Origin of the sequence: Pseudonocardia sp. DR1-2 (assembly GCF_023717215.1) — a bacterium.
In the GTDB taxonomy this organism is placed as follows: Bacteria; Actinomycetota; Actinomycetes; order Mycobacteriales; family Pseudonocardiaceae; genus Pseudonocardia; species Pseudonocardia alni.
Window position 1 is genome coordinate 20,911 of the sequence record NZ_JAMQOF010000006.1, and the last position, 17,359, is coordinate 38,269.

Sequence of the window (17,359 nt, forward strand, 5' to 3'; positions counted from 1 at the left end):
GCCCCCGCCGGACGACCCCACGTCGCCCGTGCCGCGGCCCCGGGTCGGACCTCTCCTCGGCACGGTGGTGGCCGTGCTGGCCGCCCTGCTCCTCGTCCCGCCCGCGGTGGGCGCGATCGGCGGCGGCGGCGACGGCACCCAGCTCCGCGGGCTGCGGATGCTGGTCCCGAACGCCCCCGGCGGCGGCTACGACGTCACCGCCCGCAGCGCGGCCAAGGCCATGGAGGACGCCGGGCTGACCGGGTCGGTCGAGGTCTTCAACCTGCCCGGTGCGGGCGGCACGGTCGGGCTCGGCCGGACCGTCAACGAGGCCGGCGACGACCGGCTCGTGATGAGCATGGGCCTGGGCGTGGTCGGGAGCGTGTACTCCAACGACTCGCCGGCCACGCTCGAACAGACCACACCGATCGCGCGGCTGACCGAGGAGACCGAGATCGTCGTCGTCCCCGGTGACTCGCCCTACCGGAACGTGGGCGACCTGCTGGCCGCCTGGCGGGCGGCCCCCGGGAAGACCCCGGTCGGCGGCGGCTCCTCCCCCGGCGGCCCGGACCACCTGGCCCCGATGCTGATGGCCGAGGGCGCCGGGGTGGACCCGCGCGCGGTCAACTACGTCTCCTACGACGGCGGCGGCGAGCTGCTCGCCGCCGTCCTCGGCGGCAAGGTCGCGTTCGGGGTGTCCGGGCTCGGCGAGTTCGCCGACCAGATCGCCTCGGGCGACCTGCGGGTGCTCGCGGTGACCGCGGGCGAGCGGATCCCCGGCCTCGACGCGCCGACGCTGCGCGAGTCCGGCGTCGACGTCGAGTTCACCAACTGGCGCGGTGTCGTCGCGCCGCCGGGGCTGGACCCCGAGGGCGTCGCCGAGCTGGAGCGCGCCTACGCCGAGCTGCACACGACGCCGGAGTGGCGCGAGGTGCTGGCCCGCAACGGCTGGCAGGACGCGTACCTGCCGGGGCCGGAGTTCGGCCGGTTCCTGGCCGACGAGGACGCCCGCGTCGAGCGGGTACTGACCGGGCTGGGGCTGACGTGACGACCATCGGGGACACCGGGACCGCTCGCTCCTGGTGGAAGGAGCACTCGGAGCTGGGTGTGTCGGTGCTGCTGGCCCTCACCGGCCTGCTGGTGCTCGGCGACACCCTCGCCGAGGGCGGCGGCGGCAGCGCGTCCGACCCGCTCGGACCGCGCACCGTCGCGTTCGTGCTCGGCGCGGCGCTGCTGGTGCTGGCGGCGCTGCTGACCGTCGACGTCCTGCGCGGCGGCCGCGGCGAGGCCGAGGGCGGCGAGGACGTCGACCTCGACACCGCCGTGGACCTGCGCACGGTCGGGATGCTGGCCGGGGTGATCGTCGCGACGGCGGCGCTCATCCCGCTCGCCGGCTGGCCGATCGCCGGGACCGTCCTGTTCGCCGGCGCCACCTACGCGCTCGGCTCGCGCGCGGTGCTCCGCGACCTCGGCATCGCCGCCGCGGTCTCGCTGCTGACCTGGGTGCTGTTCGACGCCGTGCTCGGCGTCGACCTCCCGGGCGGCCCGCTGATGGGGGTGTTCGGCTGATGGGCACGTTCGACCTGCTCATGAACGGGTTCGCGCACGCGCTGACCCCGCAGAACCTGCTGTTCGCCGCGTTCGGGGTGCTGCTCGGCACCGCGATCGGCGTGCTGCCGGGCATCGGCCCGGCGATGGCGGTGGCACTGCTGCTGCCGGTGACCTACGCGTTCGACCCGACCGGTGCGTTCATCATGTTCGCCGGCATCTACTTCGGGGCGATGTTCGGCGGGTCGACGACGTCGATCCTGCTGAACACCCCCGGCGAGTCCGCCTCGGTGATGGCGGCCATCGAGGGCAACCCGATGGCGAAGTCCGGGCGCGGCGCCCAGGCGCTCGCCACCGCCGCGATCGGGCACTTCATCGGCGGCATCGTCGGCGTGACCGGGCTGGTCCTGGTCGCCCCGCTGATCGCCTCGGTGGCCGTCGACATCGGCGCCCCGGACTACTTCGCGATCATGGTCCTGGCCTTCGTCGCCGTCAGCGGCGTGCTGGGCGCCTCGCGGGTCCGCGGGTTCGCCGCGCTCGCCCTGGGCCTCACGATCGGCCTGGTCGGGCTCGACCCGATCTCCGGGCAGCCGCGGCTCACCTTCGGGGTGCCGCAGCTGGCCGACGGCATCGACGTCATCATCGTCGCGGTCGGGCTGTTCGCGATCGGCGAGGCGCTGTGGGTGGCCGCCCACCTGCGACGACACAAGCAGGAGGTCATCCCGGTCGGGCGTCCGTGGCTGGGCCGCGAGGACCTGCGGCGGACCTGGAAGCCGTGGCTGCGCGGCCCGTTCATCGGCTTCGGCTTCGGTTCGATCCCGGCCGGCGGCGCCGAGATGTCCACCTTCATGGCGTACGTGACCGAGCGGAAGCTCTCGAAGCACCCGGAGCAGTTCGGGAAGGGCGCCATCGAGGGCGTCGCCGGGCCGGAGTCCGCGGCCAGCGCGTCGTCGGCGGGGACGCTGGCGACGATGCTGACCCTCGGCCTGCCGACGACGGCGATCGCCGCCGTCATGCTCGCCGCGTTCCAGCAGTTCGGCATCCAGCCCGGCCCGCTGCTGTTCCAGAAGGAGCCGGACCTGGTCTGGACGCTCATCGCGAGCCTGTTCATCGGCCTGGTCATGCTGCTGGTGCTGAACCTGCCGCTGGCCCCGGCCTGGGCGACGCTGCTGCGGATCCCGCGGCCGTACCTCTACGCGGGCATCCTGTTCTTCGCCTGTGTCGGCGCCTACGCGGTGTCCGGCCAGCCGGTCGACCTGCTGGTGCTGCTCGCGATCGGCGGCATCGGGTTCCTGATGCGCCGGTTCGGGCTGCCGGTGCTGCCGGCGATCATCGGCGTCATCCTCGGCCCGGACGCGGAGCTGCAGCTGCGCCGCGCCCTGCAGATCGCCGACGGCGACGTCACCACGCTGGTCTCCACCCCGCTCGCGATCGTCGTGTACTCGCTGATCGCGATCCTGCTGGTCGCCCCGGTCGTGCTCCGCGCGGTCCGCGCCCAGCGGGGTGACCGGGAGTCCGAGACGGTCTGACCCGGTCGGTGCCCCGACACGCCCCGCGGCCGCACCGGCCGCGGGGCGTCGTCGTCCGCGCGGTGATCCGTGCGCCGCGCGCGTCCGGACGCACGCGCGGCACGGATCACCGCGCGCGCAGCGGATCACCCCACGGCGGGTGGGGCAGGATCGGGTCATGGGGTTCGACGCCGCCCGTGCGCTCGCCGAGACGCTGCTGGCCCACCAGCGCCCGGAGCTGTGGGAGCGCGCCCAGCGGGCGGCGATCGCGGCCCGCGCCGCCGCCGAGGACGGCGGGCACGACCGGGACCTGCTGATGACAGCCGCGGTGCTGCACCCCATCGGGCACTCGCCGGTCACCCGCCGGACCGGGGACCCGCAGCGCGACGCCGCCCGGTTCCTCGATGTCCGCGGCTACGACGCGCGGGTCGTCGAGCTCGTCGCCGGGCGCGGCCCGCTCGCCGGTGCGCTGCTCGCCTGCACCGACGCGGCCACCGTCACCCCACCGGATCCGGACGATCCGCCCGCAGGAGCGGCGCCGACGGTGTCGTAGCGCAATCCTGGGCCGGTGGCGATCACCGAGGCCCCGCGGCGGGTCCGCAACCGGGTGGGCTCCTGGCTCCTGCAGGACGCGCACCGTCCCGACCGGCAGGGCCCGCACGCCCGGCCCGAACCGGAGCACCCGCGCCACGCCTGGTGGAAGGTCATGTGCCTGACCGGCGTCGACTACTTCTCGACGCTGGGCTACCAGCCGGGGATCGCGGCGCTCGCCGCCGGCGTGCTCTCCCCCGTCGCCACCCTCGTCCTGGTGGCGGTGACGCTGCTCGGCGCGCTGCCGGTCTACCGCCGCGTCGCCCGGGAGAGCCCGCACGGCGAGGGCTCCATCGCGATGCTGGAACGGCTGCTGCCCGGGTGGCGCGGGAAGGTGTTCGTCCTGGTCCTGCTGGGGTTCGCGGCCACCGACTTCCTCATCACGATGACGCTGTCCGCGGCCGACGCGACCGCGCACCTGGTGCAGAACCCGCTGGCCCCCGCGGCCCTGCAGGGCCAGAACGTGCTGATCACGCTGCTGCTGCTCGCGCTGCTCGGTGGGGTGTTCCTCGCCGGGTTCTCCGAGGCCATCCGGATCGCGGTCGCGCTGGTCGCGGTCTACCTGGTGCTCAACGCCGTCGTCGTGGTGGACGGGCTGGTCCGGATCGTCGCGGCGCCGCACGTCGTCGCGGACTGGTCGGCGCTGCTCGTGTCCCGCTACCCGGACCCGCTGCTCATGGTGGGGGTCGCGCTGATCGTGTTCCCCAAGCTGGCGCTGGGCCTGTCCGGGTTCGAGACCGGGGTGTCGGTGATGCCGCTGGTGCGCGGCCGCGACGGTGACACCGAGGACCGCCCGGAGGGCCGGATCGCGGGCACCCGGCGGCTGCTCACCGTCGCCGCGCTGGTCATGAGCACCTTCCTGGTGACCTCCAGCGTCGTGACCGTGCTGCTGATCCCCGAGCCGGAGTTCGCCCCCGGCGGGCAGGCGAACGGGCGGGCGCTGGCGTTCCTGGCCCACCGCGACCTGGGGAACGTCTTCGGCACCGTCTACGACCTGTCCACGATCGCGATCCTGTGGTTCGCCGGGGCCTCGGCGATGGCGGGCCTGCTCAACCTGGTGCCGCGGTTCCTGCCCCGCTACGGGATGGCGCCGTCCTGGGCGCGGGCGGCGCGGCCGCTCGTCCTGGTCGTGATGGTCGTCGCGTTCGCCGTCACGTGGCTGTTCGACGCCGACGTCGACGCCCAGGGCGGGGCCTACGCCACCGGCGTGCTGGTGCTGATGACCTCCGCGGCGGTCGCCGTCGCGCTGTCGGTGCGGCGCACCGGGAGCCGCCCGGTCGTCGTCGCGTTCGCGCTGATCGCGCTCGTGTTCGTCTACACGACGGTGGCGAACGTCGTCGAGCGGCCGGAGGGCGTGAAGATCGCCGCCTGCTTCATCGCCGGGATCCTGGTGGTGTCGCTGCTGTCGCGCACCCTGCGCGCGTTCGAGCTGCGCATCACCGACGTCACCCTCGACGACACCGCCCGCGGGTTCCTCGACGAGTGCTCCGGCTCCGGCAGGCCGCTGCGCCTGGTCGCGCACGAGCCCCGCCCCGGCGAGCGGGACAGCGTCGCCCGCGACGAGGAGTACCGGGAGAAGCTGGCCGAGGAGACCGAGGACCACCACATCCCCGACCCCGGCCGCGTGGTGCTGGTCGAGGTCACCGTCACCGACCCGTCGGAGTTCGAGTCGGGCATCGCCGTGCGCGGGGAGCGTCGCGGCCCGTACCGGGTGCTGACGACGTCGGCGCCGTCGGTCCCGAACGCGATCGCCGCGCTGCTGCTGCACCTGCGCGACGTCGGCGACCGCGCCCCGCACATCTACTTCGACTGGACCGAGGGCAACCCGGTGCGCCACTTCGGCCGGTACCTGTTCACCGGCGTCGGCGAGGTCGCCCCGATCACCCGGGAGATCCTGCGGGAGGCCGAGCCCGACGTGGCCCGGCGCCCCGTGGTGCACGTCGGCTAGGGCGGCCCGTAGTGGCCGGCGTGGGTCTCGCGGACGACGTTCTTGCGGATCTTCCCGGTCGAGGTGCGCGGCAGCTCGTCGGCGACGATCACCGCCTTCGGGACCTTGTAGGGGTCGAGGTGCGCGCGCAGCGCGACCAGCAGCGCCTCCGGGTCGACCGTCGCGCCGGGCCGGGGCACGACCACCGCGGTGATCGCCTCGCTCCACCGCTCGTGCGGCAGCCCGACCACGACCGCCTCCGCGACGTCCGGTGCGGCCGCGTAGACGGCGCGCTCGACCTCCAGTGAGGCCACGTTCTCGCCTCCCGTCTTGATCACGTCCTTGACCCGGTCGGCGAACCACAGCACGCCGTCCTCGCCGAGCCGGCCGACGTCGCCGGAGTGGAACCAGCCGTGCCGGAACGCCTCGTCGGTCGCGGCGCGGTCGTCGAGGTAGCCGTTCATGGTGGACGGGCCGCGGTAGACGATCTCGCCCTCCTCCCCCGGGCCGAGCAGGGTCCCGCCGGAGTCCATGACCGCGACCCGGACCCCGGTGATCGGGGTGCCGACCGCACCGATGTGGGTCAGCTGGTGCTCGGGACGGAACAGGGTGGTGCACGGGCTCATCTCGGTCTGCCCGAACAGCAGCGCGAAGTCGCAGCCGAAGCCGTCCAGGCAGGCCCGGATCAGCGGCTCGGGCATCGGCGCCATCGCGTACACCGCGCGCCGCAGCGACGACAGGTCCCGCCCGGCGAACGACGGGTGCTCCAGCGCCGCCCGGTACATCATCGGCAGTCCGAACACCTGGGTGATCCGCTCGCGCTCGACGGTGTCGAGGAACGCGGCGGGCTCGAACCCCCGGGAGAGGTGGATCGTCGCCCCGACCAGCACCGCCGGGGTGCAGAACGCGTTGAGCTGCGCGGTGTGGAACATCGGCATCATCGCCAGGAAGCTGTCCGCCGCCGACCAGCCCGAGTCCAGCGCCGCGGAGAACGACTCCAGGGTGACCGCCAGGTGCGAGGTGACGACGCCCTTGGGGAACGACGTCGTCCCCGAGGTGTACAGGTAGGACAGCGGGTCCCGGTCCTCGACCAGCACCTCGACCGGCCCGGCGCCGTCCCCTCCCCCGGCCTCGACGTCGGCCAGCGGGACCCCGGCCCCGGCCGGCCCGCCGGTGCCGGGCGCGACGAACACCTCGGTCACCGCGGGCACCTGCTCCCAGGCCGGCGCGAGCGCCGCGACCAGCTGCGTCTCGACGACGATCCCGCGGGCCCGGGAGTGGCCCAGGACGTAGGCGACCTCGTCCGGGCGCCAGCCCAGGTTCACCGGCACGCAGACCAGGCCGAGGCGGGCGCAGGCGTAGTAGACGGCGAGGAACTCGGCGCTGTTGCCCGAGGCCAGCGCGAGCGCGTCGCCGCGGGTCCAGCCGCGCGCGGCGAGCCCGCGGGCCAGCCGGTCCACCCAGGCGTCCAGCTCGGCGTAGGTCCAGGACCGCTCCCCGTCGACGACGGCGGTCCGCCCCGGCCGGGCGGCGGCGCTGCGGCCGAGCGCGTCGGCGACGTTGACCCGCCCGATCAGGTTCCGGCCGAGCTCGCCGGCACCCATCAGTACGACCTCGGCAGCCCGAGCCCGTGCTGGGCGACGTGGTTGAGGATCATCTCGCGGTTGACCGGCGCGACCTGCATGAGCCGGGCCATCCCCCAGTACGGGATCAGCCCGTACTCGCTGGCCAGACCGTTGCCGCCGTGGGTCTGCATGGCCGCCTCGACGGCGTGCGTCGCCGCCTCGGCCGCCGCGTACTTGGCCATGTTGGACTCCTCGCCCGCGGGCATCCCGCGGTCGTGCAGCCACGCGGCCTTGCGGGTCATCAGCGCCGCGAGCTCGGTCTCGATCCGGGCCCGCGCCAGCGGGTGCGAGACGCCCTGGTGGGCACCGATCGGGGTGTCCCAGACCTGCCGGGTGCGGGCGTAGTCGGCCGCCTTGGCCAGAGCGAACCGGGCGATGCCGACGCCGAGCGCGGCGCCGGTGATCCGCTCGGGGTTGAGCCCGCGGAAGACCTGGCGGAACCCGTCGCCCTCGGCGCCGACCAGGTTGCCCGCCGGGACGCGGACGTCGTCGAAGTGCAGGACGTGCTGCTTGTCCGGGGCGATGAGGTCCACCGGCAGCGGGGTGCGGGTCAGCCCGGGCGAGTCGACCGGCACGACGAACAGGCTCAGGCGCGCCTTCCCGTCCGGCGCCCTCCCGGTCCGCGCGACGACCAGCACGGCCTCGGCGTCGTCGGTGCCGGAGATGTAGTGCTTGGTGCCGGTGAGCACCCAGTCGTCGCCGTCGCGGTCGGCGCGGGTCGCCATCCGGTGGGTGTTGGACCCCGCCTCCGGCTCGGTGATCGCGAAGACCACCTTGGTCGAGCCGTCGGCGAGCCCGGGCAGCCAGCGACGGCGCAGCTCCTCCGAGCCGAACTCCCCGATCACCTCGGCCGAGATCGCCGCGGACACCAGCACCAGCAGCAGCGGGGCGCCCTGCGCCGCGGCCTCCTCGCAGACGATGGACAACTCCACGAGCCCGCCGCCACCGCCCCCGTGCTCCTCGGCGACGTTGACGCCCAGGAACCCGGCCTGCCCCATGGCCTTCCACAGCTCGTGGGTGTGCCTGCCCTCCCGGGCGCACCGCAGGTAGTACTCGCTGCCGTAGGAGGCCGCGATGGCGGCGACGGCCGCCCGCAGGTCGCGTTCCTCGTCGGTCTCGGTGAAGTCCACGCCGACTCCCTAGTGATCCGTTGTTCACTTGTGGCGGACCGTACCGCGCGGATGCGATGCTGGAAAGATGCCGACGCGAACCAGCTCCGGAACCGCGGGACCCCCGCGGCGGCGCGACCCGGAACGCGGGGAGCGGATCCTCGAGGCGGCGGCCCGGCTCGCGGCCGGGCGCGGCTTCCACACCGTCGGGATGGCCGAGATCGGCGCCGAGGCCGGCATCGTCGGGTCCGGGATCTACCGGCACTTCGCCTCCAAGGAGGCGGTCCTGCTCGCCCTGCTCGACCGCGGCATGGCCCGGCTGGAGGCCTCCGCGGCGGCGGCGCTGGCCGCGGGCACGCCCGAGCGCGAGACGCTGACCGTCCTGGTGGCCGACCACATCCGGCTGGTGACCGAGAACCGCACCGAGTTCGCCGTCTACTACGGCGAGGTCCACACCCTGCCCGCCGAGGCCCGCCGCGACCTGCGGCGCCGTCAGCGCCACCACGTCGAGGACTGGGTGCACGTGCTCGCCCCGCTGCGTCCGGACCTGTCCGACGGCGAGCTGCGCGTGCTGGTGCACGCCTGCGTCGGCGCGATCCAGTCGACACTGTTCTTCCGCAGCGGCCTGGACCAGCACCGGCTCGTGGGGTTGCTCGGCGGGCTGGCGCACGGTCTGCTCGGCGTCGACCCGGTCCACCGGTGAGGACCCGTGGTGATCTCCCCGGCATCCGGTTGACAACAACCCGCTCCCCGGGTTCGGTGGAAGCGTGACCGGCTTCCTGCTGACCCGACGCCGTCACGTCGACAACCTCGTCGTCGTGAGCCAGGCCTGTCGCTGATCGCGTCACCGCAGGTCCGTTTCCTCCCTCTGCCCTCCCTTTCCGGCGCCGTCGTGTGCCCGTCTGCCGTGCCCGGCACACCCCTGAGGAGTCTCCCGTGTCCGATGCTCTCGCCACCACGCCCAACACCCGGATCCAGGAGCCGCTGAAGTTCGCGTACTGGGTCCCGAACGTCTCCGGCGGGCTGGTCACCAGCACCATCGAACAGCGCACCGACTGGGGCTTCGAGTACAACAGGAAGCTGGCGCAGACCGCCGAGAACAACGGCTTCGAGTACGCGCTGTCCCAGATCCGCTACATGGCCAGCTACGGCGCCGACCACCAGCACGAGGCCACCGCGTTCTCCCTCGCGCTGGGCCTGGCCACCGAGCGGCTCAAGGTGATCGCCGCCGTCCACCCGGGCCTGTGGGAGCCCTCGGTGCTGGCCAAGTGGGTCGCCACCGCCGACCACCTGACGAACGGCCGGCTCGCGGTCAACATCGTCTCCGGCTGGCTGAAGGCCGAGTTCACCGCGATGGGCCAGCCGTGGCTCGAGCACGACGAGCGCTACCGCCGCAGCAACGAGTTCATCCGGGTGCTGCGCGAGATCTGGACCTCCGACGGCGGCGCCGAGTTCGCCGGCGACTTCTACCGGATCCGCGACTTCGACCTCAAGCCCCGCCCGGTCGAGGTCCCCGGCCGTCCGCACCCGGAGATCTTCCAGGGCGGCAACTCCACCGCGGCCCGCTACAACGGCGGCACCGTGTCGGACTGGTACTTCTCCAACGGCAAGGACTACGACGGCTTCTCCGAGCAGGTCGAGGAGGTCCTCGGCCACGCGAAGACCGCCGAGCGGCTGCAGCCCGTCCGGTTCGGCCTCAACGGCTTCATGATCGCCCGGGACGGCGAGAAGGAGGCCAGGGACACCCTGCGCGAGATCATCGAGAAGGCCAACCGGCCCGCCGTCGAGGGCTTCCGCGACGCCGTCCAGCAGGCCGGCAACTCCACCGGCGACAAGCGCGGCATGTGGGCGGACTCGTCGTTCGAGGACCTCGTCCAGTACAACGACGGCTTCAAGACCCAGCTGATCGGCACCCCGGAGCAGATCGCCGACCGCGCGATCGAGTACAAGCGGCGCGGCGCGAACCTGCTGCTGCTCGGCTTCCTGCACTTCCAGGAGGAGGTCGAGTACTTCGGCGCGAAGGTGCTGCCGATCATCCGCGAGAAGGAGGCCGAGCTGGCCGCCCGCGAGCCGCAGCTCACCACCGTCTGAGCGACACCGTCCGCACGGGCCCGGCGACCGTCGTCGCCGGGCCCGTCCGCGTTCCCGGGCCCCGTCCTGACCGGACATCCCGCGCCGCGTCCCATTCCCGGGAACGTCTCGTTGACTTCCACCGTGATCTCCCCGAACACTGGGGTCGTGCTGTTCACCGAGCTCACCCGTCGACGCCACGTCGACCTCTCGCGTGTGACCTCGTCGCTCTGTCGCTGACCGGCATCCCCGCGGAGCAGGCTCCCTGACCTGCGCCGCGGCCGGCGACCCCGGTCGCCGGTGACCGCCCCGACAGTTCCCTCCCGTCCGGGCCCACCGTTCCTCCGCCGATCCGGTGCGCATTCCCGCGCGTATCCGCCGCATCGTGCGCCGCCGCGCCCGGACACCTTTCTCCGACGACGAGGAGACACACCGTGACCACGACCGAGAACCGTTCCGAGCCCACCACCGTCGAGTCGCTCGACTGGTCCACCACGCCCACCGACGCCCCGGGCTGGCTGGCCCGGGCCCGCGACGTCCGCCGTGTCCTGGAGCGTGACGCCGCGGCCCGCGACCGGGCGGGCGCCACCCCGCACGACGAGGTCGCCCTGCTCAAGGACTCCGGCCTGGTCACCATCCTGGGGCCGGTCGAGCACGGGGGCGGCGGACAGGAGTGGCCGCTGGCCTACCGGGTGATCCGCGAGGTCGCGGCGGGCGACGGCTCCATCGGCCAGCTGCTCGGCTACCACCTGCTCTGGTTCTGGGCCGCCCGGCTGGTCGGGACGCCCGAGCAGATCGCGGCGGTCGAGGCCGACGCCACCCGCAACCGCTGGTTCTTCGGGGGCGCGGTCAACCCGCGCGACGCCGAGCTGACCATCCGCGACGAGGGCGACGAGCTCGTCTACTCCGGCCGCAAGTCCTTCTCCACCGGCAGCAGGGTCTCCGACGTCACCGTGCTGGAGGGGGTGATCGAGCGGACCGACACCCACGTCTTCGCCATCGTGCCGAGCCACCAGGAGGGCATCGTCTTCGGCGACGACTGGGACAACATCGGCCAGCGTCTCACCGAGTCCGGCAGCGTCACGATCACCGACGTCCGGGTGCCGTGGGCGGCGGCCGCCGGGTTCACCGACAGGGTGTTCACGCCGCGGGTCTACAACACGCTCAACGTGCCGATCATCCAGCTCGTCTTCGTGGAGTTCTACCTCGGGATCGCCCGCGGGGCGCTCGAGACCGCGGCGCGCTTCACCCGCGAGCGGACCCGGCCGTGGCTGCACGGCGGCCACGAGCGCGCCGTCGACGAGCCCTACCAGCTCGACCTCTACGGCGACCTGCACGCGAAGCTGTGGGCGGTGGAGGCGCTGGCCGACGCCGTCGCGCAGGAGCAGCAGGTGATCCACCGTGACGCCGACGGCGTCACCGCCGAGCAGCGCGGCCGGCACGAGGTGCGGGTCGCCGCGGTGAAGGCGCGTGCCACCGACGTCGCGCTGGAGATCACCTCGGGGGTCTTCGAGGGCCTCGGGGCCCGCGCGACGACCACGGAGCTGGGCTTCGACCGGTTCTGGCGCAACGTCCGCACGCACACCCTCCACGACCCGGTCGCCTACAAGCGGCGCGAGGTCGGGGCGTGGGTGCTGCGCGACGAGCTGCCCGAGCCGACCTGGTACTCCTGACCCGCCTGCGGACCCCGGTCCCGCAGACGACACCGCCCGCCCCGGTCGCGCCGGGGCGGGCGGTGTCGTCGCCGCGGTGTCGTCGCGGCGGGCCGCTCAGCCGACGGTCGTGCGGTCGCCCTCACCCGCGGGGCTGCGGTCGGTGCGGACCCGCGGGAGGAACCGGCCGGTCCGGGCGCGGTACTCGTCGTACTCGGCGCCCAGCGCGCTGCCCAGGCCGGGCTCGTAGACCGCACGGGCCTGGATCTGCACCGCGACCAGGATCAGCACCCCGGCGAGCACGCCGAGCAGGGTCGGGGCCATGAACAGCATCCCGGCGCACCCGACGATCAGGCCGGTCAGGGCGGGGTTGCGCACGCGGCGGTAGATCCCGCCGGTGGCGAGCACCGGGCGTCGTGCGGCGTCCGGGTCACCGGCCGCGGCCGCTCCGGCCTCGGTGGCCGAGCGGCGCCACACCGTACCGAGCTGCAGCATCGCGACCGCGACGACGGCGAAACCGAGCAGCAGCAGCCCCGCCCCGACGACGGCGACCGCCGGCCGGGCCAGCACCGAGATCGGCTGCAGCACGTCGAGGGCGACCAGCAGCGGCGCTCCGAACCCGAGCACCGCGGCCAGCACGAACAGCGTGCGGGCCCACCAGGCCGGGCTGCCCGGGGTCCGGGCGACGTCGAGCCTGCGCTCCCCGCGGGCGCGGTGCGCACGACCGCGGAACCACAGCCCGGCGCCGACGGCGAGGGCCCCCAGCACCAGCGCGGCCCAGCCGAGCCCGTGGTGCCCGGCGACGTCGACCACGCGGCCCCAGGCGTCCTCACCCCACACCTGCGGGACGGCCTCGTAGAGCAGCCAGGCGCCGAAGACGAAGAACATCACCGCGGCGCCGATCGAGATGGCCCGCTCCGGGAGCCGCTTGCCGAGCTGACGCCCGACGACGATGGCCAGCCCGTCCGCGGCGACCATGCCGACCGTGGACCCGGCCCAGATGCCGACCGACCCGGCGAGCGTCCCGTGCTGGGCGGCCAGGGTGATCGTCGCGAGCATCGTCTTGTCACCGAGCTCGGCGAGGAAGAACGCGACCGACGCGGCGACGACGGCGGACCCGCCGGCCCGCTTGGCCTTCGCCTCCTCGTCCTCGGAGAGGCTGTCGCCGCGCAGTGTCCAGGCACCGAACGCCAGGAACGCGACCGCGGCGACCAGCGCGATCCAGCCGGTCGGGATCGACGCGCCCAGGCCGTAGCCGACGGCGACCGACACGAGGTGGGTCACCGAGGTGGCGATCGTGATCCCGATCAGGACCGGGACCGCGTTGAAGCGCGTCGCGAACGTGAGGGCCATGAGCTGCGACTTGTCGCCCAGCTCGGCCACGAAGATGACGCCGAAGCTGATCGCGAACGCGATCAGGAATCCGTCCATGTCCATCCCTCGATCTCGACCGGACCGAGGTTGGGGTGCCCTCGACCCGGTGTATCCGGATCGAAGGTCTCGCTCGCCTGGTGGTGGTCAGGCCGCTGCACCCGGGTCGGCCGTCGGAGTACGAGGCGGACCAGTATGTCGAGCGCAGCGTTGGGAGCTACTCCCCTTCGCGTACGCCGGAGACGGTACCTCATCGATCCAGAGCGTCTCGACACCTGATGCGTATCCGGCGCTGTGATCGCCCTCTCAGCGCCGACCCCCTCCGATGGCTTAGCGTCGCGAACGAGTCGTGTCACCGGTGACCGAGGAGGACCCCCATGCCCGAGGCCGTCGTCTGTGCCGCCGTCCGCACACCGATCGGGAAGCGGAAGGGGTCCCTGGCCGAGGTCCACCCGGTCGACCTGTCCGCCGCCGTGCTGAGCGCCCTGGCCGAGCGGACCGGGATCGACCCCGCCGTCGTCGACGACGTCGTGTGGGGCTGTGTGAACCAGGTCGGCGACCAGGCCGCGCAGATCGGCCGCTACGCGCTGCTCGCCGCGGGCTGGCCGGAGACGGTGCCCGGGGTGACGGTGAACCGCGCGTGCGGGTCGAGCCAGTCCTCGTTCGACTTCGCGGCCGGGATGGTGCTCGCCGGGCAGTACGACGTCGTCGTCGCCGGTGGGGTGGAGTCGATGACCCGGGTGCCGCTGGGCGCGGGCCGCGACCTGGGACGTCCCTACGGGCCGCTGGTGCGCGAGCGCTACCGCGCCGACCTGGAGTCCGGGGAGTTCCCGAACGGGGACTTCAACCAGGGCGTCGGCGCCGAGCGGATCGCCCGGGACTGGGGACTGTCGCGGACCCGGCTCGACGAGTACGCGGCACGCAGCCACGAGCTCGCCGCCGCCGCGATCGACGCCGGCGTGTTCGACGACCAGCTCGTCGACGTGCCCGGAGCGCCCGGGTTCACCGCCGACGAGGGCCTGCGCCGTGGCACCACCGCCGACACCCTGGCCGCGCTGAAGCCGTCGTTCTCCGCGGACGGGGTGATCCACGCCGGGAACAGCTCGCAGATCTCCGACGGCGCGTCGGCGGTGCTCGTGACCACGCCGGAGCGGGCCCGCGAGCTCGGCCTGACCCCGATCGTGCGCTACCACTCCGGGGCCGTGTCCGGCGCGGACCCGCTGCGGATGCTGACCGGGCCCGTACCGGCGACGCAGAAGGTGCTGAAGCGCTCCGGGCTCTCGATCGGCGACATCGGCGCGTTCGAGGTGAACGAGGCGTTCGCGCCGGTCCCGCTGGCCTGGCAGGCCGAGCTGGGCGCCGACGACGCCGTGCTGAACCCGCTCGGCGGGGCGATCGCCGTCGGGCACCCGCTGGGCGCGTCGGGGACCGTGCTGCTGACCCGGCTGGTGCACCACATGCGCGACCGCGGGATCCGCTACGGGCTGCAGACCATGTGCGAGGGCGGCGGCACCGCCAACGCCACGATCGTGGAGCTGGTCGCCTGACCTGCTAGGTTCCGCCCGTGCTGTGGGCGGGGATCATCGCGCTGCTGGCCGGGGCCGCCTGCATCTGGGTCGCGGTCCGCACCCAGCGCCGGGTGCACGCGATGATGGCGGCCGAGACACTGTCGGTGCCCGAGCTGCTCGACCTCGCGGGCGTCGCGGCGGAGCTCGCCGGGCGGCCGGGCACGTTCCGGAAGGTCTGCGAGGTCGTCGGGCAGACCGCGCCCGCCCCGGTCGGGGTGCTGCGCTCGGACCTCGCGGGCGTCGACTGCGTGTGGCACATGCAGCGGGTCGAGCGCCGGTTCGAGCGCCGTGAGCGCGACGACGAGGGCCGCACCCGGACGCAGACCCACACCGAGACCGTGTCCGAGCGGACGTCCCCGCACGGCTGGGCGCTGCTGCGCGACGGGCACACCATCGGCGTCGACCCGGGCGGGCGGCACCCGGACCCGGTGGAACGGGTGCTGGACCGGTTCGACCCGGCCGACGACCGGGGCCGGGGCGGGGACCGGACCGTCGGCTACCGCAACCAGGAGTGGGTGCTGCGCCCCGGCGTCGCGATGTACGTCCTCGGCGAGGTCGACGACCGCGACGGGCCACTGGTGATCCGGCCGCCGCAGGACGCCGGCGGGACCTTCGTGCTGTCCACCCGCACCGAGGCCGAGCTGACCGCCTCCGACCGGCGCGCGCAGCGGCTGTGGGCCCGCGGCGGGGCCGCCCTCGCGGTGCTGGGACTGGTGCTGACGGTGGTCGGCGCGATCTCCTGACCTGCCCGGACCGCCGGCGAGGACCCGCGTGCCGGGCACTCTCACCCGATGCCCGAGCGATTCCCAGCGCGGTCACAGGGTCGTCTCAGGGTCACGGCGCACAGTTGCCCCATGACCGAGAACGGGCCGGGAACGGGCGAGTCGTCCGACGGACGGACCTCCACCGTAGGCGGCGCCACCGACCCCGTCCGGCCCGCACGGCGTCACGAGGGGGCGGTCCCCGCCCACCCGGCCGGCGACGACGGCACCCACGCACAGGAGGCGACCACCGTGACCGACACCGACCACCGTCAGCAGGGCGGCAGCCAGGGGGGCGACCCGGGCGGCGGCCACGGGACCCAGACGCCCCCGCCGTGGGCGACGACGAGCAACCCCACGATCCCGGCCTACGGCGCGGGGAGCCCGCCCACCTCGGTGTACCCGCCGTTCCCGCAGCAGGGTCCGGCACCGAGGCCGCCGCGCCGGTTCGGTGCGGGACTGGCCGCCGTCGCGCTGACGGCCGCCCTCGTCGGCGGTGCGGCCGGTGTCGGCGGTGCCTACCTGGTGCTCGACGGTTCCTCCACCCCGGCCACGCTGACCAGCGCCGCCGCCCCCGGTACCCCGGCCACCCCCGCCGACGGCTCGATCGCCGGTGCCGCGGCCGCGATCACCCCGAGCACGGTGGACATCCAGGTCCGCACCGCGCAGAGCGTCGCCGAGGGGTCCGGGGTCATCCTGACCTCCGACGGCCAGATCCTCACCAACAACCACGTGGTCGCCAACGCCACCGACGGCGGCCGGATCACCGTGTCCACCGCCGACGGGAGGCAGTACACCGCGACCGTCGTCGGCACCTCACCCAGCTACGACCTCGCCGTCATCAAGCTCCAGGGCGCCACGGACCTCAAGCCCGCCACCCTCGGGGAGTCCTCGAGCGTGCAGGTCGGCGAGCAGGTCGTCGCGAACGGCTCGCCGCAGGGCCTGTCCGGCACCGTCACCGCGGGCATCGTCTCGGCGTTGAACCGGACCGTCACCGCGGGTGGCGACGGCCAGGCCCCGGTCGTCTACAACGGCCTGCAGACCGACGCCCCCATCAACCAGGGCAACTCCGGCGGCCCGCTGGTCAACCTGGCCGGGCAGGTCGTCGGCATCAACTCCGCGATCGCCACGGCCGGGCAGAGTTCCGGCTCGATCGGGCTGGGCTTCGCGATCCCGGTCGACACCGCCAAGCGGGTCGCCCAGGAGCTGATGGACTCCGGCGTCGCGACCAAGCCGCAGCTCGGCGTGCAGGGCTCGGTGTCGGCCTCCGGCAGCGCCCCGAGCGGGACCGCGGGCGCCCAGATCACGACGGTGGAGCCGAACTCGCCGGCGGCCGCCGCGGGCATCACGGCGGGCGACGTCGTCACCAAGGTCAACGAGTACCCGGTGTCGAGCTTCGCGGACCTGATCGCCCGGGTCGGCAACTTCACCCCCGGCCAGCAGGTCACGCTGACCGTCGGCAGCGGGTCCGGTGCCCGCGAGGTGCCGGTGACGCTCGGCAGCGTGCGCGACACCGCCGCCGCGACCGCCCAGAACGGGGCACGCACCGTGCCCGAGGGCGGCTCCACCGGCGAGCTGCCGTTCGGCATCAACCCCTTCGGCGGCGGCAACTGACCTGATCCCCCCGGGGCGACGCCACGCCCCGGGCAC

15 protein-coding genes are annotated in these 17,359 nt (G+C 73.9%); 12 read left to right on the forward strand and 3 right to left on the reverse strand.

What is annotated here, in order from left to right:
* The first annotated feature begins 64 nt into the window (after positions 1-64).
* The 5 genes from ND486_RS18220 to ND486_RS18240 all read left to right on the forward strand — a co-directional run bounded on the left by ND486_RS18220 (position 65) and on the right by ND486_RS18240 (position 5,574).
* Positions 65-1,027, forward strand: a complete 963-nt coding sequence (locus ND486_RS18220; protein ID WP_251785395.1) for a tripartite tricarboxylate transporter substrate binding protein — start codon at positions 65-67, stop codon at positions 1,025-1,027.
* Positions 1,024-1,548: a tripartite tricarboxylate transporter TctB family protein gene (locus ND486_RS18225; protein WP_251785397.1), complete on the forward strand. Its 525-nt coding sequence runs from the start codon at positions 1,024-1,026 to the stop codon at positions 1,546-1,548. The genes ND486_RS18220 and ND486_RS18225 overlap by 4 nt, the downstream gene beginning before the upstream one ends.
* Positions 1,548-3,056, forward strand: coding sequence for a tripartite tricarboxylate transporter permease (locus ND486_RS18230; RefSeq protein WP_251785401.1), 1,509 nt, complete (start codon positions 1,548-1,550; stop codon positions 3,054-3,056). Before ND486_RS18225 ends, ND486_RS18230 begins: the two co-directional genes overlap by 1 nt.
* A 157-nt stretch (positions 3,057-3,213) precedes the next feature.
* Positions 3,214-3,588, forward strand: a complete 375-nt coding sequence (locus tag ND486_RS18235) for a hypothetical protein (RefSeq protein ID WP_251785403.1) — start codon at positions 3,214-3,216, stop codon at positions 3,586-3,588.
* Positions 3,589-3,603: 15 nt separating this feature from the next.
* Positions 3,604-5,574, forward strand: a complete 1,971-nt coding sequence (locus ND486_RS18240) for an amino acid transporter (protein WP_251785404.1) — start codon at positions 3,604-3,606, stop codon at positions 5,572-5,574.
* Here ND486_RS18240 and ND486_RS18245 read toward each other — a convergent pair.
* On the reverse strand, positions 5,571-7,157 hold the full coding sequence (locus ND486_RS18245) for an AMP-binding protein (RefSeq protein WP_251785406.1): 1,587 nt from the start codon (positions 7,155-7,157) through the stop codon (positions 5,571-5,573). The two genes, ND486_RS18240 and ND486_RS18245, sit on opposite strands and share 4 nt — an antisense overlap.
* On the reverse strand, positions 7,157-8,308 hold the full coding sequence (locus ND486_RS18250) for an acyl-CoA dehydrogenase family protein (protein WP_073575484.1): 1,152 nt from the start codon (positions 8,306-8,308) through the stop codon (positions 7,157-7,159). Before ND486_RS18250 ends, ND486_RS18245 begins: the two co-directional genes overlap by 1 nt.
* Positions 8,309-8,375: 67 nt before the next feature.
* Between ND486_RS18250 and ND486_RS18255 the strand changes: the two genes are divergently transcribed.
* The 4 genes from ND486_RS18255 to ND486_RS18265 all read left to right on the forward strand — a co-directional run bounded on the left by ND486_RS18255 (position 8,376) and on the right by ND486_RS18265 (position 12,030).
* Complete coding sequence (locus ND486_RS18255) at positions 8,376-8,990, forward strand: TetR/AcrR family transcriptional regulator (protein ID WP_062400803.1); 615 nt, start codon at positions 8,376-8,378, stop codon at positions 8,988-8,990.
* 269 nt (positions 8,991-9,259) lie between these two features.
* Complete coding sequence (sfnG, locus tag ND486_RS18260; protein ID WP_208821499.1) at positions 9,260-10,378, forward strand: dimethylsulfone monooxygenase SfnG; 1,119 nt, start codon at positions 9,260-9,262, stop codon at positions 10,376-10,378.
* Positions 10,379-10,525: 147 nt separating this feature from the next.
* On the forward strand, positions 10,526-10,597 hold the full coding sequence (locus tag ND486_RS30065) for a putative leader peptide (RefSeq protein WP_350590274.1): 72 nt from the start codon (positions 10,526-10,528) through the stop codon (positions 10,595-10,597).
* Between the two features lie 194 nt (positions 10,598-10,791).
* Entirely contained in the window at positions 10,792-12,030 is a 1,239-nt protein-coding gene (locus ND486_RS18265; protein WP_251785417.1) for an acyl-CoA dehydrogenase family protein, read from the forward strand.
* A gap of 96 nt (positions 12,031-12,126) precedes the next feature.
* Here ND486_RS18265 and ND486_RS18270 read toward each other — a convergent pair whose 3' ends face one another.
* Complete coding sequence (locus tag ND486_RS18270; protein WP_251785423.1) at positions 12,127-13,440, reverse strand: TMEM165/GDT1 family protein; 1,314 nt, start codon at positions 13,438-13,440, stop codon at positions 12,127-12,129.
* A gap of 317 nt (positions 13,441-13,757) precedes the next feature.
* On the opposite strand from ND486_RS18270, the gene ND486_RS18275 reads away from it, so the two are divergent.
* The 3 genes from ND486_RS18275 to ND486_RS18285 all read left to right on the forward strand — a co-directional run bounded on the left by ND486_RS18275 (position 13,758) and on the right by ND486_RS18285 (position 17,323).
* On the forward strand, positions 13,758-14,927 hold the full coding sequence (locus ND486_RS18275) for a thiolase family protein (RefSeq protein WP_062400800.1): 1,170 nt from the start codon (positions 13,758-13,760) through the stop codon (positions 14,925-14,927).
* 17 nt (positions 14,928-14,944) lie between these two features.
* Complete coding sequence (locus tag ND486_RS18280; RefSeq protein WP_251785424.1) at positions 14,945-15,691, forward strand: E3 ubiquitin ligase family protein; 747 nt, start codon at positions 14,945-14,947, stop codon at positions 15,689-15,691.
* 270 nt (positions 15,692-15,961) lie between these two features.
* Complete coding sequence (locus ND486_RS18285) at positions 15,962-17,323, forward strand: S1C family serine protease (RefSeq protein WP_251785425.1); 1,362 nt, start codon at positions 15,962-15,964, stop codon at positions 17,321-17,323.
* Positions 17,324-17,359: the final 36 nt, after the last annotated feature.